The sequence below is a fragment of the Microcystis sp. T1-4 genome, assembly GCF_000297435.1.
GTDB lineage: Bacteria > Cyanobacteriota > Cyanobacteriia > Cyanobacteriales > Microcystaceae > Microcystis.
This window is the reverse complement of the sequence record NZ_CAIP01000123.1, coordinates 1-16,851: the sequence shown is the minus strand read 5'-3', so window position 1 is coordinate 16,851 and position 16,851 is coordinate 1. Positions and strand designations below refer to the sequence as shown.

Annotated in this window: 13 protein-coding genes; 7 read left to right on the top strand and 6 right to left on the bottom strand. The window is 42.3% G+C overall.

Going from position 1 to position 16,851, the window contains the following annotated elements; translation table 11 throughout:
• Positions 1-20: 20 nt before the first annotated feature.
• The 5 genes from uppS to MICAI_RS07070 all read right to left on the bottom strand — a co-directional run bounded on the left by uppS (position 21) and on the right by MICAI_RS07070 (position 6,180).
• On the bottom strand, positions 21-713 hold the full coding sequence (gene uppS / locus MICAI_RS07090; protein WP_008199671.1) for a polyprenyl diphosphate synthase: 693 nt from the start codon (positions 711-713) through the stop codon (positions 21-23).
• Positions 714-778: 65 nt separating this feature from the next.
• Complete coding sequence (locus tag MICAI_RS07085) at positions 779-1,771, bottom strand: acetylserotonin O-methyltransferase (protein WP_232306155.1); 993 nt, start codon at positions 1,769-1,771, stop codon at positions 779-781.
• A gap of 87 nt (positions 1,772-1,858) precedes the next feature.
• Positions 1,859-2,431 carry a chorismate--pyruvate lyase family protein gene (locus tag MICAI_RS07080; protein WP_008199669.1) on the bottom strand — a complete coding sequence of 191 codons (573 nt, stop codon included), beginning with the start codon at positions 2,429-2,431 and terminating at the stop codon, positions 1,859-1,861.
• 472 nt (positions 2,432-2,903) lie between these two features.
• A complete protein-coding gene (locus tag MICAI_RS07075; protein ID WP_008199668.1) occupies positions 2,904-5,477 on the bottom strand; it encodes a sulfatase-like hydrolase/transferase in 2,574 nt (857 codons plus the stop codon).
• A 115-nt stretch (positions 5,478-5,592) separates the two neighbouring features.
• Positions 5,593-6,180: a hypothetical protein gene (locus tag MICAI_RS07070; protein ID WP_008199667.1), complete on the bottom strand. Its 588-nt coding sequence runs from the start codon at positions 6,178-6,180 to the stop codon at positions 5,593-5,595.
• A gap of 237 nt (positions 6,181-6,417) precedes the next feature.
• Here MICAI_RS07070 and MICAI_RS07065 point away from each other — a divergent pair, with 237 nt between their 5' ends.
• The 7 genes from MICAI_RS07065 to kdpC all read left to right on the top strand — a co-directional run bounded on the left by MICAI_RS07065 (position 6,418) and on the right by kdpC (position 15,609).
• Positions 6,418-7,836 carry an AMP-binding protein gene (locus tag MICAI_RS07065; protein ID WP_008199666.1) on the top strand — a complete coding sequence of 473 codons (1,419 nt, stop codon included), beginning with the start codon at positions 6,418-6,420 and terminating at the stop codon, positions 7,834-7,836.
• Positions 7,837-7,839: 3 nt separating this feature from the next.
• Positions 7,840-8,121, top strand: a complete 282-nt coding sequence (locus MICAI_RS07060; protein ID WP_008199665.1) for an acyl carrier protein — start codon at positions 7,840-7,842, stop codon at positions 8,119-8,121.
• Positions 8,122-8,166: 45 nt separating this feature from the next.
• Positions 8,167-9,480 carry a coproporphyrinogen-III oxidase family protein gene (locus MICAI_RS07055; RefSeq protein ID WP_008199664.1) on the top strand — a complete coding sequence of 438 codons (1,314 nt, stop codon included), beginning with the start codon at positions 8,167-8,169 and terminating at the stop codon, positions 9,478-9,480.
• Positions 9,481-9,614: 134 nt separating this feature from the next.
• Entirely contained in the window at positions 9,615-10,937 is a 1,323-nt protein-coding gene (locus MICAI_RS07050; RefSeq protein WP_008199662.1) for a sulfotransferase family protein, read from the top strand.
• A 141-nt stretch (positions 10,938-11,078) separates the two neighbouring features.
• A complete protein-coding gene (locus MICAI_RS07045) occupies positions 11,079-14,357 on the top strand; it encodes a non-ribosomal peptide synthetase (RefSeq protein ID WP_008199660.1) in 3,279 nt (1,092 codons plus the stop codon).
• 398 nt (positions 14,358-14,755) lie between these two features.
• The gene (locus tag MICAI_RS07040; protein ID WP_051011164.1) at positions 14,756-14,962 is read left to right on the top strand and encodes a potassium-transporting ATPase subunit F; all 207 of its coding nucleotides are present in this window, start codon (positions 14,756-14,758) and stop codon (positions 14,960-14,962) included.
• A gap of 2 nt (positions 14,963-14,964) precedes the next feature.
• The gene (kdpC, locus tag MICAI_RS07035) at positions 14,965-15,609 is read left to right on the top strand and encodes a K(+)-transporting ATPase subunit C (protein ID WP_008199659.1); all 645 of its coding nucleotides are present in this window, start codon (positions 14,965-14,967) and stop codon (positions 15,607-15,609) included.
• A 418-nt stretch (positions 15,610-16,027) separates the two neighbouring features.
• On the opposite strand, the gene MICAI_RS07030 is transcribed toward kdpC, so the two are convergent.
• Positions 16,028-16,711, bottom strand: a complete 684-nt coding sequence (locus MICAI_RS07030) for a YdcF family protein (RefSeq protein WP_008199657.1) — start codon at positions 16,709-16,711, stop codon at positions 16,028-16,030.
• Between the last annotated feature and the right edge of the window lie 140 nt (positions 16,712-16,851).

Here is a 16,851-nt window from a genome sequence, read left to right as displayed (position 1 = left end):
TTGGCTTAATTTGCTTGATCCTATTTTCCAAAGCGACGCTCGCGATTTTGAAACCAGTGGATAGCTTCTTCAATATCTGCCGGATTTAGATCGGGAAAGAAGGTATTTGTAAAGTAGAGTTCACTATAACAACTCTGTAGGGGCATAAATCCAGATAACCGACATTCTCCAGAGGTCCGAATAATCAGATCTGGCGGCGGACAAAATTGATCCATTAGCTGATGAGGTTCGATCTCTTCAGGTTTAACCCCCTTTTCTACTAGGCGGCGGACTGCGCGGATTATCTCATCTTCACCACCGTAGTCTAGGGCAAAATTGAAGATGTGACCGGTCATTCCTTTGGTGCTATGCTCTACCTCCTCAACAATAGACAAGAGATGTTCAGGAAGGCGATCTTTTCTACCTAAGTGTCGCAACTGTACTGAGTATTCAACCGATAAGGGCAATAAATTGCTGAGAAACTGACTAAAAACATCCATTAAGTTGTCAACTTCGCTATCGGAACGCTTCCAGTTTTCGGTGGAGAATAGCCACAATGTTGCGGCGTAAATTTCCTTATCCCAAAGCGTTTTTAATAGGGAAGGTGCCACCTCTATAAATGCTTTTCTGTGACCTTCTTGGGGAGATAAGCCCTGATTTTTTGCCCATCTTCTGTTACCGTCTGGAATGATGGCAATATGCTTGAGAGGTTTAGTAGAGATGTTGTTAGTCATAAAATTTTTCCTAATAAGGTTGAATTGAGTAGTTTGGCAAACAGAGCGGTATTTAAGTTTCTGGTTTAGAGTGGAGTAGCTTCAATTAAACTCTCTATAGACTGAGTGTCAATAATTTTAGTTATTTGAAAGCCAGCCGTTTCTAATAATACCCTAAATTCAGATTCCGATCGAATTTTTCCTGAACCTAGCATCCATAAATTGAGATCAGCTAAATTATCCTTCCAACGATTTTTGTGCAAAATTCGATCCACGATTAACAATCGAGAGGATGGGGCCATAGCCTGACGACAGTTTTTGAGAATTTCAAGGGCTTTTTGATCATCCCAATTGAGCAGAATTTTCTTCAATAAATAAATGTCTGCTTTAAGGAAAATGGGGTCAAAAAAGCTCCCAGGAATCAAACTACAACGGTCGATCACTCCCTCTTGTGTTAGTAGATATTTCCCCTGCTCAATACAATAGGGTTGTTCAAATAGCACTCCTTTAATCTGGGGATATTTTTGTAAAATAGCAGCCAGAAATTTTCCGTATCCTCCACCAATATCTGCGACAATTTCCCCGACAGAAAAATCATAAGCGGCCAAAATCAGGGGGTTTTGAATTGCAGTTATATCAACCATTGCTTGATCAAAAACTTCAGCTTGATCAGAATTTTGTTGATGAAACTCTTCAATATTGACACCATACATAGACTCAAAAGCACCTTGACCTGTGGTTAAACTTTGAGTCAGATTTCCCCAACTAGCATAACTTTCTTCTATTTCGGCCATCAGAAAATTGCGAACAGTTCCCTGTTGCTTATCTCTTAAATAAGTTGCTAAAGCAGTGTTTTGGAAATAGTTGGGTTGGGTTTCTTCTAAAATCCCCAGACTGGTTAACGTCCGCAAAAAACGATAAAGTAAATCAGCATGAGTATTGGTTTCAGTGGCTAACTCTTGATAAGATTTTGTTCCATCTGCCAACAGATCAACAATTCCTAATTTGGCGGCCGCATAAATACATTGGCTAATCTGAAAACCCCTTACCATCTGCAAGACAGTGTCTCTATCAGACATTTGCCCGGGATTTTCTCGCTGAAGATTAAACATGATTGAATGAGCAAAGTTGAGATGGTTGTTAATGGAATGACTCCAGAGATATTTTTAGACGAAATAACTCTCGGGAAATTTTTCTGTAATCATCATAATCGCTTGCTTCTGAGAGAAAACACGATAGGTACGAGAAAAAAGTTTTTCTTCTGGACTGATTTTAAAATCCTCAGCCAAATCCCCCGCAGGTTCTTGAGATAAATCAACGATTTCCTTAAAGGTTTCCATCCGATTTTCTAACCAAAGCTTACCGATGGGTTTTCCTGAATTGATTAATTCGTCTTGAAACTTGGTGTCTAGTCTATCAATAACAATAATAGACTCGGCATAAACTAATTTTTTTTGGCTGACTGTACTGCAAAGAAATATTTTTCTTTTGATAATTTTGCTACCTTTTTCAAGATCTAAAACCGGCAAGTCTTCCTCTAAATATACCGCTTCTTCAGACAGTTTAACAATTGACATTTTTTCCAACAAATAAATCTCTAAAATGTCGGTCAGAGTCCCATCGGTTATTAAAATGATTCGCTGGAGTGTGCTTAACTCCGAAAGATTAAGAGGGGTTTTGCTAAAACTATTTTTTAGCAACTCGATTTTACACCGATTCGGTAGTTTCGCTGGCATCATGGCACAATTCCTTAATTTGCTGGATAGATTTAAAGTTAGCCGATCGATGTGCCTAAGCGCTCTCTGGGCATCTTGTTATAACTGGGTAAACACAACCTTAAGCTGGACAATCTACTAAGTAGGGTCTGCTGAAAAAGTTTGTTGGTGGGGGCAGGGTGTGGCCCCCCCCAACCCCCCCGACATCGGGGGGGCAGGTGGGGTGTAGGGTTTTACCGATTTTGAGGTAGTCAGTTACCTAATTTTCAGGGAAAAAGTACCTGAATTTTACCCCCGATCCCTCCAATGGTCGGCACTTTTTGAGGTCAAAAAAGTCTAAAAGCCTTATCCAACAAGGTTTTTAGATTTATTCAGCAAGCCCTAAGTAGGTTGGTCTCATTGAATGTAAGACCCAGTGTGGGCGGTATGCTCCCATTACAGGTGGGTGCAAATCAATGGCACCCACCTACTTAGTTGTTTTGCCGCGGCGCTTTGATTAGATTCCCAACCACCACATATCGGGATCAACATCTTTTGCCTGGGCTTTGATCACCTCCTTGTGATCTCGGTGCCGGTAGGAAGACTGAGCTTGGTTAGCCGCATAATCCATGATGGCTTCATATTCGGCCTCGTCTTCCGTCGGCCAATACAGAGGAGGAATAAAATTCTGTTGCTTCATCTCTTCTGTATAGATAGAAAAACGACCCGGAACAGTTTTTAACTTAACCATCTGGGTGATCAATTGCGCGTGTAGTTGCCGGAATTTTTCTAAATATTCTGGTTTACCCGCAACATTGGTTTTTTCCAGAGGGTCATTGACTAGGTCGTACATTTCGTACTCGTAATTAGTCCCCTCGTCGTTAAAGTAAACAGAATATTTCCACTCTTTGGTGCGGATAGTACGGATACGTCGGGGAATGGTTTTGAAAAACCGGGGAGGCAGCGTACCATCATCAAAAGTAAAATGAATGGCATCGCGGACTTCCTGATGGGGATTGGTGAATAAAGGCGTTAGGTCACAACCCTGAAAGGCAAACTGGAACAGATCATATACCCCAGCAAATTTAGCCAGAGTTGGCACTATATCCAAGGTCGTGGCAAAGGAATCGGTACTAACGGCGTTGGGGAACAGATTCGGGTTAGAAATAATCAGAGGAACCCGAAGCACTTCCTCGTAGGCATTGAAAGGCTTTTCTCGCTGACGGTCGTGGGCCAGGCACATTTCCCCATGGTCGGAAGTCCGCACGATTAAGGTATCGTCAATTAATCCCTTAGCTTCAAGGGCATTCAGCACTTCATTGATTTGGTTATCTGCCAGTTTTTTTAGATAGCCGTAGAAGTTAACAAACATCTGCTGAACTTGCTGACTATTGGTAGCGAATTGACCATCTTTTAGTTCTGGTAAATCTTCATACCACACCTTTTCGTCGCTCAGTTTTAAGCGTCGCGCTTCCTTGATCCGTTTTAAGCGTTGATCTTCCTTGACTTGACAGCCTTGTTTAAAAATTTCTTGGACGCTTGGTTTAAAGGATAGATCCTCGAAGACAGTTTCGGGAATGGGAAGATTAAAATCTTTAAAGTCCTCTAGGGAATAGCCAGCATCTTTCTCAAAGGTAGGAGCCACATGAATATCATGGGGATTGACCAAAGACACCACCAAGCAAAAAGGACCGTCCTCGGATTTGTAATTTTGAATAAATTCGAGAACCCCTTGTTCTTCCCGGGGAATGGCCTTGTCAATTTTATCCAAGATATCTTGCTTTTTCGCTTCCTTTTTCTCCGGGGAAAGTCCGCTAAAAGCTCCGCGTCCTTCCTTGGCATCTTGCTCAATGACTTTTTTGACCCCTTCTACACCCCGTAGATAGCGTTCATCATTGTAAAAAATTCCTTTGCCAAACTTGGTTAAATCACTGCGGGCAACTCCCGCATCAATCGGAGTCCAGCCATCGAAACCGTAGGACTGTTTCATGTATTCGATGTCTTCGCTTGACCACTTATCGGTGTCACTCTTGGGAACGCTCAAGTGCCATTTGCCCTTCCAATAGACCTTATAACCAGCCGCCTTCAGAACCCGAGCTAGGTTCACCTGAGTGGGACTAAGAAGCTTTTGTTCTAGGGATTGTCCGTAGCTATCCTCATAGCGGTTGGTAATATCGGAAAAAGGCTCGGCAATGGTGTTGATGACACCGTGTTGATTGGGATAGGTACTGGTGAGCAGAGTAGCCCGACTGGGAGAGCAGGCCACCGTTACCGTGAACATTTTGTTGAAGGTCAGCCCGTTCTTTTTCAGTCGTTTCAGGGCCGGTAGATGCTCATCTTCAAAGCTTTGCGGCCAGCGTTCAGCAACGGCGGCACTGTCCTGGTCAGTGAGGAAAATGACAATATTGGGTTTAGAGGCTTTGGCACTTAAGGGGAGTTGTTCTTGCTGCCAAGTTGCCCCGTTAATTGTGCCATTACTGCCCTTACCGGTTTTGTCGGTGGCGATGTTCCCTGAACCTTCATTAAGAGGCCAATAGCCCACCAGGCCTGGTTCATTGCCTAGCAGCCGATAATTCATTGATTTTTTAATGTCTTCCGGGGACCGCGCTTGGTTCCAAACCTGCACTTCCCCGATTTGGCCGGCAAATAAATAGTCTGGGTTTCTTTCTGTCGCTCCTGCTCCAATCCGTAAGGGAGATTTCTTATTCAGGATGATTTTGGTAGCCACGGGTCCGCCAGCTAGTTGCCCATTGACATAGAGTCTCATGTTGTTGCCATCGTAGGTGGCGGCTAAATGGGTCCAGGTTCCCAGCACAACATCTGGACCGGTTACGGTCACCCAATTACCGCCATTGCCGGTCCAAAACTGCCATTTGTTGTTTTCCCCGGCATAGAGGATGTATCCCCCCTGCGGGCTGTCGGTTCTGCTAGTTATCGGCGATCGCCATTGACCCTGTTTTCCCGTTACTTTAGCCCAACAGGACACGGTAAACTGTTCCGGGTTCAGTTGAGCATTGTAAGGAACTTCCACATAATTTCTTTGCCCATCAAAGGACAAAACATTGGACAAAACATTTTGTTGAGCGGACATAAAACTGATCCTTTCTTTACTTAGGGGTTAATTCAATTCAAGGCAACCAACTTAGTTGATGTCATCAAAGACGAAGACGAAATCAGAGTAAAAAACAAGGCATGACTTGAAGTCATTACTCTACAATTTCAATTTTTCTTGGGGAACCAACATCCTCAGACACAACTTCTACCGACTCTATTTGCTGCTTGAGCTTCAGTTTCAGTGCTTGGGTAATCGGTAAACCTTCAACTTCTTTGATTAAGTCTTCCTGAGCTTCCTGTTTACGACGATCTTTATAGATAGCACCAAGAACCGCTTCAATTCCATAGTTTGTCAAGACATCCCCCACCACAGTGGTCAGACTAAGCAGTCCCAAACCACCGAAAACGCCGAGGGGACCCCCTAAAGCTGCCAGAGCGAAGGCAACGGGATAAGTGGTAGCTCCCGAGGTGGATACCGTCACCACGAGAATTACGCCTGGGAGTCCCAAAGAACCAATTCTTTTGGCTACTTCGTCCAAAGAAACCCCCCAGGATGCCAGTTTTTTGCTGATTTCACCCGGGGCAGCCTTTAGTTTTTTGCTGATTTCCTCCCAAGAAAATTCTGAAGCGGCAGCTTGTTCGTTGACATTCTGGGATGAAGATTCATCAGCGCCAGCCTGTTCGTTAACATTCTGAGATGAAGATTCATCAGCGCCAGCCTGTTCGTTAACTTCGTCCATGAGAAACTCCTAAAAATCAATCTCCCGGAGTCTAACACACTTTTACCGAGGGATAAACCTATTTTAAAAATCCTTGACAATTCGTAAATATTCTGATTGACTGGTAGCACTTGCAATGCCTAGACAGCAGACCAACGGCCGCTAAAATTAGCCAATTATCAATAGCGTTTGAGCCGCGTTTACCCTGATTTCTGCCGCCACTATCTCACCCCCATGTAACCTTCCATACCAATGTAAATGTTGAACAGCTTATTTATAGCCCGCATTCCCTCTCTAGACTCGTATCAGTCCAACGTGCTTACCGATGGATGTTTAACCTATTCTTGGCAAGATGTTGGGGAAATATTTGACAATTTGTCAAGCTTTTTCAGGCAAGAAAAAATCGATCTAGCAGACTGCTTGGCCCTGGAATGTGAAAATTCTCTTCCCAGTGCTTTAACCCTGTTATTTTTGTTAGAAAAGGGCTATAGTTTCTTTTTGCAGCCTCAGTCAAACTCGCCCTCTATTATTCCTGAGTTTTGTCGCTATTGCCTCACTCCCAAACTAGAAAAAACTGACAATTTAGATCAGATTAGCAATTGGCTAAAAATTACCGAAAATCATCAATACAAAACCATTGATGATAAAGGTAAAAGGCTGTATATGAGGACTTCTGGGAGTACAGGAACACCCAAAATAGTGGTTCATTCTCAGACTAAATTGCTAGAAAATGTGCTTAACTGTGTGGAAAGATTGAGATTAAATTCAGAGGCGAGAGTGGCGATTCCAGTCCCGATTTATCATCTCTATGGTTTAGGGGCTGCTTTTCTTCCTAGTGTGGCTGTTGGAGCCTCTATTGATTTACAGAAAGGTGCTAACCTTTTACGCTATCTTCAGAGAGAAAAAGACTTTAATCCTAATGTTGCTTTTATGACTCCTAGCTTTTGTGAAACCTTAGTTAAAGGCAGAAAATCAGCCAGAGAGTATAAATTAACAGTGGTGGCGGGAGATCTGATCAAAGAAAACACTTTTATCAAATATGAAGAGAATTTCGGACCCCTAGTTAAGTTATATGGCAGTACAGAAATGGGGGTAATTGCCGCAGGTAGTCCCCAAGAAGAATCATCGCTCCGTTGTCAAACGGTCGGTTTACCTATGCCAGGTGTCCGATTGCAACTTAATAAATCTTTAAACTCGGAAATGTCAGAAGTTGGGGAAATTTGCTGTCAGCATCCCCTGGGTTTTGATGGTTATGTTGATCCGGCAGGAGTGCCGCTGATGTCAACAAATTCTGATGATTGGTTCCCTACTAAAGATTTAGGTAAGCTACATTTAGACGGTCATCTAGAAGTTTGGGGAAGATGCGATCGCAGTATTAACCGGGATGGTCTATTGGTCTTGTTTTCTGACATCGAGAAAAATATGGAAACCTTAGGGGAAATTGAAGCGGTTGCGGTTCAATGCCATGGAGAGAGTCAAAGAGGCAAAGGTATAGTCGCTTTTTGTGTCTTGACAAAAGGGAGTCATCTGTCTGAGAATGAAATCAGAGAATTGTGCTTTGATATACTACCGAAAAGAGCGATTCCAGACCGCATTGTCACTTTGAAAACCTTACCGATGTTACCCAACGGGAAGATCGACCATCAGCAATTAGTCAGTTTTTTACCCAAAGCTTAGAAAATGGCGACAAATATTTTAAATCAACTCAAGACAATTATTGCCGAAAAACTGGATGTCAATCTCAAAATCGAGGAAATTGACGAAACCGCCTCCCTATTTGAAGACGGGTTAGGATTGGATTCCATCGCAGTAGTTGAGTTAATTGCTTTGACAGAACAGCATTTCGAGGTTGAGTTTGCGGAATCGGATTTAAATCTAGAATCCTTTAGCAATCTTAACGTTTTAGCTAGTTGTATTGCCCAGAAAATACCGGCAAGTGAACAATTAACGGTCACAGCTTGATCTAGAGTTAATGCAACCTCAATAACAATACCCTGGTCAAAAACCATGACTTTAACCATCGAACTTCCGAAAACCCAAACGCCGCAACGTTTACCCTTAAATCCTAACTATCCCCCCTTTCGTCAGTGGAAAGCAGGGGTAATCGCCGAAAAACTAGAAGAACAGCCAATCTGTCTCTATGTCCATATCCCCTTTTGTACCCAACGCTGTGCTTTTTGTTATTACAAAACCGTTGACCTCAAAGAGAGCCAAGTACAGGCCTATGTAGATACGCTTTGCCAAGAAATTAAACTCGTTTCCGAAAGATTCAATTTGAAAAACCGACGGATTCAGGCGGTTTATTTTGGCGGAGGAACTCCCACTACCTTAACCGGAAACCAGTTAGTCCAAGTTGTCGAGAATTTACGGGAAAATTTCTCCTACTTTGAAGAAAAGAAACAGTTTTCCGTAGAAGCAGAACCCTTGAGTGTTTCCCCATCAAAAATGAGGGTACTCAAAGAATTAGGGGTAAATCGCCTGAGTTTAGGTGTTCAATCTTTTAATGATCAAATCATCAAACTAAGTGGCAGAGGTCATGACGAAAAACAAGCTTATCGAGCGATCGATGTAGCTCAAAAAGCTGGTGAGGGGCAATGGTCAATTAATATTGACCTATTGAGTGGACTAGCCGGAGAAACTGTAGAAACTTGGCAAGAAAGCTTAGAATGCGCTCTGAAAACCGGTGTAGAAAGCATCACCGTTTATAAAATGGAAGCTTTTGCCAATACCCAAGTATTTGATCAAGGGGTTCGCCAAGAAATTATAGAATTGCCATCAGCAGAGCTAGAAATGCAGTTTATGCAGTTGGCCATGGAGCGATTTGCTCAAGCAAACTATAATCCTTGGAGTCATTTTACCTATGTTAAAAATGACAGCGATTTGGCCACAAGTACCAAACAATATCGCAGTGAATACATTTTTAATATTTGGCACGGAATGGAGTTTTATGGACTGGGAGTCTCTGCTTTTGGCTGTTTAGGGGATTCTCTGTTACAAAATACTAGCGATATGGAGAAATATGCGACCCTTCTGGCCCAAGGCGAACTACCCTTATCTCGCGGTTATAAGCTGACTAGCTTGGACCGGATGGTGCGGGAAGTTTTACTAGGAATCAAGACATTACGTTTTGATTTAATTGCATTTCAGCAAAGACATGGGTTTAAATTACAATCCCTTTGCGGGGAAACTTTGTCCGCGCTTGAAAGAGATGGTTTTGTCACCGTATCTACCCAAGAAATTGAATTAACCGCTAAGGGGATTCTTTATGGGGACTATGTGGGCGAAACTTTAGCAGCATCTCTCAAAAAACTCAAAAGTTAGTAAGTAGGTGGGTGTTAAAAATTGTCAGTTTCCCCCCTTAATCAGGGGGGTCAGAACCCCTTACTCAGTTAAAATCTAGAAACTGGATAATCGCTAACTAATAATTGTTCATTGTTGAAAATGACCCAGATGAGATGTGCAGAACAAACAGTTTAGCTCAGGTCCCACTTAATGATTTACCCGTGCTTACTGCTGCGGAAATTGAGGAGCAAGTAGCCGCTATTTATGGTCTTCTTGAAAATTGCTCCCTTCCCCAGGGACAACTAGAGCAACTGACCGAAAAACTGGCAGAATTTCAAAGCCAATGGCAAGCAGTTTTTGCCAAATTTGGACAAAACTATCGAGGAGAATTAGCCTATCGAGATTTAATCGGGGAATTTAGCCGAAAAATTGCACCATTATTACAAAAATGGCTATCTTCATCCGTGGCAATCCAAGAAATAATTAATCCTATTACTTCCATGCTTTCAACCCTATCCCCTTCCCCACCCCTGAGGGGAAAAGATGGCGAGATGCTTTCTCTGCATCAGAGAAAGCGTTTGTTAATTGCCAAAAAAAAGCACCAATCTCAGCTAGAAGTAGAAGATAAAAACCTCTCAATCCCAGAGTTTGAAAAGCCGATTTTTATTGTTTCTGCACCCAGAGCAGGAAGTAGTTTATTGTTTGAAACCCTGGCTAAATTCCCCGATTTATGGACGATTGGAGATGAAAGTCACGAAATTATCGAAGGAATACCCGCTTTACATCCTGCCGCACGCAATTTTAGCTCCAACCGATTGGATGAAGGCGATGCTACCCCAGAAATTAGTAAGACTCTGAGAAAAGGTTTTACCCAACAATTACAAAATCGGGAGGGGGTAAAATATTTAAACATTGCTGAAAATGAGCGTCCTAACAAAATTCGTTTTTTAGAAAAAACGCCGAAAAATGCTCTAAGAGTTCCTTTCTTAAAGGCTGTATTTCCTGATGCTCTCTTTATCTATCTTTATCGAGATGCTAGGGAAAATATTAGTAGTTTGTTAGAAGGATGGCGATCGCATCGTTTTATTAGCTATCAACCCTTACCCGGTTGGGAGCATAGTCAGTGGAGTTTTCTGCTCGTACCCGGTTGGTCATCTCTCCAGGAATCTTCTCTGGTAGAAATTGCCGCCTATCAGTGGAAAATGGCTAATTCCTACCTCATAGAAGACCTTCAGTCCCTCAACCCTTCCTGTTGGTGTCCGGTCAATTATCGGGATTTAATTGAACATCCCGGGCAAACTATTAATCATATTGCCCAATTTGCCCAACTGCATCAAGACAAACAAATCGAGCAAATTCTCTCTCAACCCTTACCCATCGCTCAAAGAACCCTATCTGCTCCTAGACAAGAAAAATGGCGCAAACATGAACGGGAATTGGCCACAGTGTTACCAGACTTAGAAAACATAATTGATTGTTTGCACTATCTTAAGTAGGTAGGTATTGAAAACTTTCAGATGCACCCCTTATTAAGGGGGGACTAAGGGGGGATTGGCACCCCCCTTATTAAGGGGGGACTAAGGGGGGATCGAACCTAAAATCCATTTTTAATTTAATTATAACCAGCTACTTAAATCATGATTGAAGTACAATTACAGCCAATTGAGAAGAATTTTAGGGCAGAAAATTATTCTTATTCCACCACAATTCATCAATTATTTGAAACCCAGGTGGAGAAGACCCCTAATCAGATTGCGGTAAGTTTTGAAGATTCCTCCTTAACCTATAGGCAGTTAAATGATCGGGCCAACCAAATCGCCCATTATTTAATTGAATTAGGAGTAAAACCAGAACAATTAATAGGAATCTGTGTTGAGCGTTCCCTAGAAATGATCATCGGGGTTTTAGGTGTTCTCAAAGCGGGAGGGGGTTATGTACCCCTTGATCCTGCTTACCCCCAAGAACGGCTAAAATTCATCCTAGAAGATGCCGGTATATCTATCTTATTGACACAGGAAAAACCCCTTATAAATCTCCCCCTTGAGCAGATAAAAGTAATTTTTTTAAATAAAGATCAGTCCCTAGTTCAACAAAGTCAAGAAAACCCTAAAACTGCTGTAAACTCCGACAACTTAGCCTATATTCTCTATACTTCTGGCTCCACTGGCCTACCCAAGGGGGTTTTAATTACTCATAAAGGAGTAGTTAATTTAGCTCAAACAGAAATTAAACTATTTAACTTAAATCCCTCAAGTCGTGTTCTGCAATTTGCTTCCTTAAATTTTGATGCTTCCGTTTCGGAAATCTTCACCGCTATTTGTTCGGGGTCGCAACTTTGTCTAGGAAATTCTAACTCCTTACTTCCGGGGGATAACTTGCTTAATTTTCTGCAAAAAAAAGCTATTACCCATGCACAAATTCCCCCATCAGTATTAGCCGTCCTCCCTCAAGCACCCTTAAAACACCTACAGGTATTAATTGTCGGTGGAGAAGCTTGTCCCCCTGCCTTGATGGCTCAGTGGTCAGTGGGAAGACGCTTTTTTAATGCCTATGGCCCCACCGAGGCCACCGTTGATGCCACCATAGCAGAATGTAGCCCTGATAGTCCCTTAACTATCGGTCGTCCTCTTGCTAATACTCAAGCTTATATCCTTGATGAGTCTCTCAAAAAAGTGGCTGTGGGGGTTGCGGGAGAATTACATATTGGGGGAGTAGGTTTAGCTAGGGGATATCTCAATCGTCCCGAATTAACTGCGGCAAAATTTATTCCCCATCCTTTTGATGATAATCCATCGGCGAGGTTATACAAAACCGGCGATTTAGCCCGTTATCTTCCCGATGGTAATATTGAATGGTTAGGGCGTATAGACTTTCAAGTTAAAATTCGTGGTTTAAGAATTGAATTAGGGGAAATTGAAGGCATCTTAAACGAAAATACCGCCATTCACCAAGCGGTAGTCATTGTCCGTCAAGAGCAGTTAAATGATCCTCAATTAATCGCTTATGCTGTTATTAACCCCACCGTTAAAGTCGAGCAAGTTCTCGCTCAATGGCGCGACTATCTAAAAGAAAAGTTACCCCATTATATGATTCCCCGGGCATTAGTAATTTTAGAAAAGATGCCTTTGACCCCCAATGATAAAGTTGACCGTGCAGCTTTAGCTAAATTGCCCCTAAATTATGATACTTCTCGTCTGGTTACACCGCCACGAAACCCAGAAGAAGAACTATTAACCGCAATTTGGGCGGAGGTTTTGGAATTAGAAAAAGTAGGAATTGATGAGAACTTTTTTCAATTGGGGGGACATTCCCTCAAAGTTATTGCCCTCTGTAAGAGGCTAGAGTTTTATTTTGAAAAAAAGTTTGCTGTAGAAACTATTCTTGATGCCGCAACGGTGGCCGAATTTGCCGAATATTTACGGAAAACTCATCCAGAGCTAATCGAAAAAATTGAGAAGATAAAATTTAATGAGGTAATTAATCCCTTAATCATAGACAAAGATTTCATTGCCGATTCTTCCCTGGAGATTGATTACTTATCTGGCTGTCCTTATTTTCCCTTATCTTTGACTCAACAGAAAAGATGGGCCTATGAAAAATCTAATACAGTCGTCCATTTTTCGGGTAATTTTCGACGACACTACCTTAAAGGAGACCTCAATTTAGCCGCTTTAACAGCCAGCTTGAATGAGATTATCTATCGCCATCAAATATTGCGTGTTACCTTTCGAGAAGTCAACGGTTCCCCCGTTCAGTTAATTAACCCCTACACCGAAAAAAACCTACCCATAATTGATTTACAAACCTGGCCAGAGAACCAGAAAAATGAGGAATTAGCAAGATTATTACAAGAGATTATTAATCAACCCTTCAACTTGATTAATGGCCCTTTAATCAGACTGATATTAATTCGTTTGGATGAGAAGGATCACATTCTCCTCACTCACATCCATGATATTATTATAGACAATTCATCCTTGACGCTCTTTTTTAAAGAATTGGAGCTACTTTATCAGGCTTTTGTCTTAGGTGATTCCTCCCCTTTACCTCCCTTACCTATCCAGTATGTTGATTATGTTCAATGGCAACTAAAATCCTTTAGTTCTCAACTAATTGAACCGAAAATTAACCACTATAAACGTATTTTAGAAGCGGGAGAGTCACCAACCTTAAAAATTCCCCCACACCTGATTTCGCCGTCTAAATCTAGTGATAAATTATCCGATTCATCGGTTTCAAGTCTAGGGACTAATTTTGATTTTGAAATTCCTAGGGATTTCACAGAGAAATTAAACATCCTCTGTCAAGAGCAAAGAATCACTTTATTTATGACTGCACTAACAGCCTTTGCTGTTTTACTCTATAGCTATAGTGGCTGTGAAGATATTATCATCCGCGCTCCCCGTGACGCTCGTAATCATCCACACCTGAAGCCTCTAATCGGTTTAATTAGTAATATAATGTTGCTCCGAGTTAATTTAAGTGGTAATCCTACTGTTAAAGAGTTACTAACGCAAGTGCGAAGGGTAGTATTAGAAGCTTTAGAGTATCAAGATATTCCCTTTGAGCATTTAGCCAAAGTCATCAAACCAGAATATCGCCTTGATAATTCTAGTTTTAAAGCAGTTATTACGGTTTTGTCAGAGTCCCCCGAAGAAGAATTGAAACTACCGGGGTTAGAGGTGACATCTTGGGAAATGGAAGAGTTTGAAGTTAGGCCCGACTTAGAGTTAATACTCTGGGAAAATAAAACTTCCCCAAAACCCTTTCTTAAGGGTTGGTGGCAATATAAAAAAGATTATTTTGAGTTTGATTCAATGACTCAAATTAACCGAGATTTCATGCAGATATGGTCGGAAATTGTTACGAATCCTGATCAGCCAGTTACTATCTTCCAAAATCTTAAAAGTATATAGCATCCCTTACAAAACTTTGTCCCTATCTATGATAGCTTGTAGGTTGGGTTGAGCGATTTAATACTTGCAACAAAACTGATCGAGGCAATGGTTTGAGGAAAACCCAACATTCTTAAAGACATCGGTGCAGTTGAGCTTCCCTCAATCGTCGATATATTTGACAGACAAGAGTTATTATTGTTCAACCCAGAAAATTCAGGTACTTTTCCCCTGAAAATTAGGTAATTGACCAGATGAAAAGCGGTAAAACCCTATACCCTGCCCCCACGAGAAACTTTTTCAGCATACCCTAACTATGAATTGACAAAAGGGAACAAGACAACCTATCGACAACTACAGCTATTTTCTTGATTTACTGGCAAAAACAAATCTCCCAAAAACTCAACATTCTAATTCTTATGAAAGCAGCCCCTAGAAAATTCCGATTTTTCTGGTATATTTTCTTAAATTTCTGTCTGACAATTCTTTTCTCCCCCATCGTTCAAGCTTCTAGGGGAAGCACTATCGATAGGGGTCAATCCTTCCCATTAATCCTTTTAGGATTAGTCGCCTTTGCTTTATTTATCTATCTGTTCCTTGTCATTTTTATACCGGAGAGGTTTTAATCATGAGTTTTGCACGCGAGGCCGGTAGAGCCATCCGTTCTACCCTAGTTCTCTGGGTAATTACCGCCCTGATCTATCCTTTCTCGATGATCGCCATCGGTCAAATTCTTTTTCCCTTTCAAGCAAACGGGAGTTTGATCACCAATAATCAAGGTCAAGTGGTGGGTTCGGCTCTAATTGGGCAACCTTTCACCAGCGATCGCTATTTCAACGGTCGTCCGAGCACCACCGCCTACAGTACGGCCGCTCCGAAAAACGATCCTAACAAGATCCTGCAAACCGGAATTTCGGGGGCGAGTAACCTGGCCCCTAGTAACCCCGCATTGATTGAGCGAATTCAAGGAAAACCCAATCCCGATCTGGTGAAAGCTATAGAGGGGGAGATTCCCCGATTAGAGAAAGCGGCAATTAAACCCACCGCGGATCTGGTGTACACCTCCGGATCGAGTCTCGATCCCCATATTACCCCAGAGGCCGCCAGGTCGCAGATCGAGCGGGTGGCGCGCTCGCGGGGATTACCGCCGAATCAAGTGGAGATCCTCGTTATCAAAAACACCGACGAGCGCTTTCTCGGCATCTTCGGCGAACCGGGGGTTAACCTGCTGAAACTGAATCTGGCTCTAGATGCGATCGCAAATACCCGATAGGGTTTCTGATGCTAAATCCTGTTTAAAAGGTATAGGAAAGTGGGAAGAGAGAGTTTGCCTTTAAAAACCCCAACTTAGTAGATTTACAAAAATGGTATAGAGCCGCTAAAAAACTAACTAGGGTTGGCTGAATAAATCTAAAAACCTTGTTGGATAAGACTTTTAGACTTTTTTGAAATCCAAAAGTGCTGGGTCTGGGAGTGATCAGGGGGAAAATTCAGGTACTTTTTCCCTGAAAATCGGTAAAACCCTACACCCTACACCCGTTCGGACCTCGGCGTGAGACTTCGGACGTTCGGCGGGACTTCGGCGTGAGCTTTTGTCGAACGCTCAGTCGAACGCTGAGATCACGGCCGAAGCCCACACCCTGCCCCCACGAAAAACTTTTTGCCGCAAACCCTAACTAGGAGAGGATGGTTTACCCGATCTTACCTTGATATTCACATTTAAAACCTTGATCGCGCCAAGCTTCTAAATCAACGGAATTTAAGGTGATGACTTGCCAACAGGGGGGAGAGATTAATTGTCCGACAAAAGCCCAAATTATACTTCTAGTCACATCTAACCCAGTTTTTAGCTTTGATTCGTTATTACCGGGGATACCAATTTCTCTAACTGCATCGATTTCTATTGCTATAGCGTGGGATTGCAAGTGAATTGCTGCTAACCACTTAGCGCGGGGTAAATGAGTAGGAGAGGTGACAACTTTTACTTTATGTACTCCCCATTGTTTTAAAATTGGCACGGCAAAGAAAAAATTGCCGAAGGTAGAATCAGCACACTTTTCTAACCAGACGTTAGTTTTTGGTGCTTTTGCCCGTTCAAATAGTAATAAAATACAGGGGTCTTTCGAGCCTTGGGAAATTAAAATCGGTATATTGGGGTGTTGCTGGGCTAGATTGGCTAGATAAATTTCCCGACGAATGCTGCCCCCCAACAGTAAGATGGCATCCACGGGTTTTTGTTGATTAATTGGCCAGCGGAGGGCTAAATTAATCGCTAAATTAAGGATAATAAACCCAAAAACTGCGACCAGAGTTAGTTTTAACCATCTTTGCCAATGCCTCTGTTTACGGGCAACATTTTTCGGTTTTTTCGCCATTGTTTAGAGACGATTTGACATACTCCCACCGTCAAGCTACGCTGTGACGGGGGATTCTTTCCATATCACTAAATGTCTCCATTAAGAATCCAGAGGCCGGACTTTCCCCCCCCCTTGCCCCCCCGACATCGGGGGGGTTT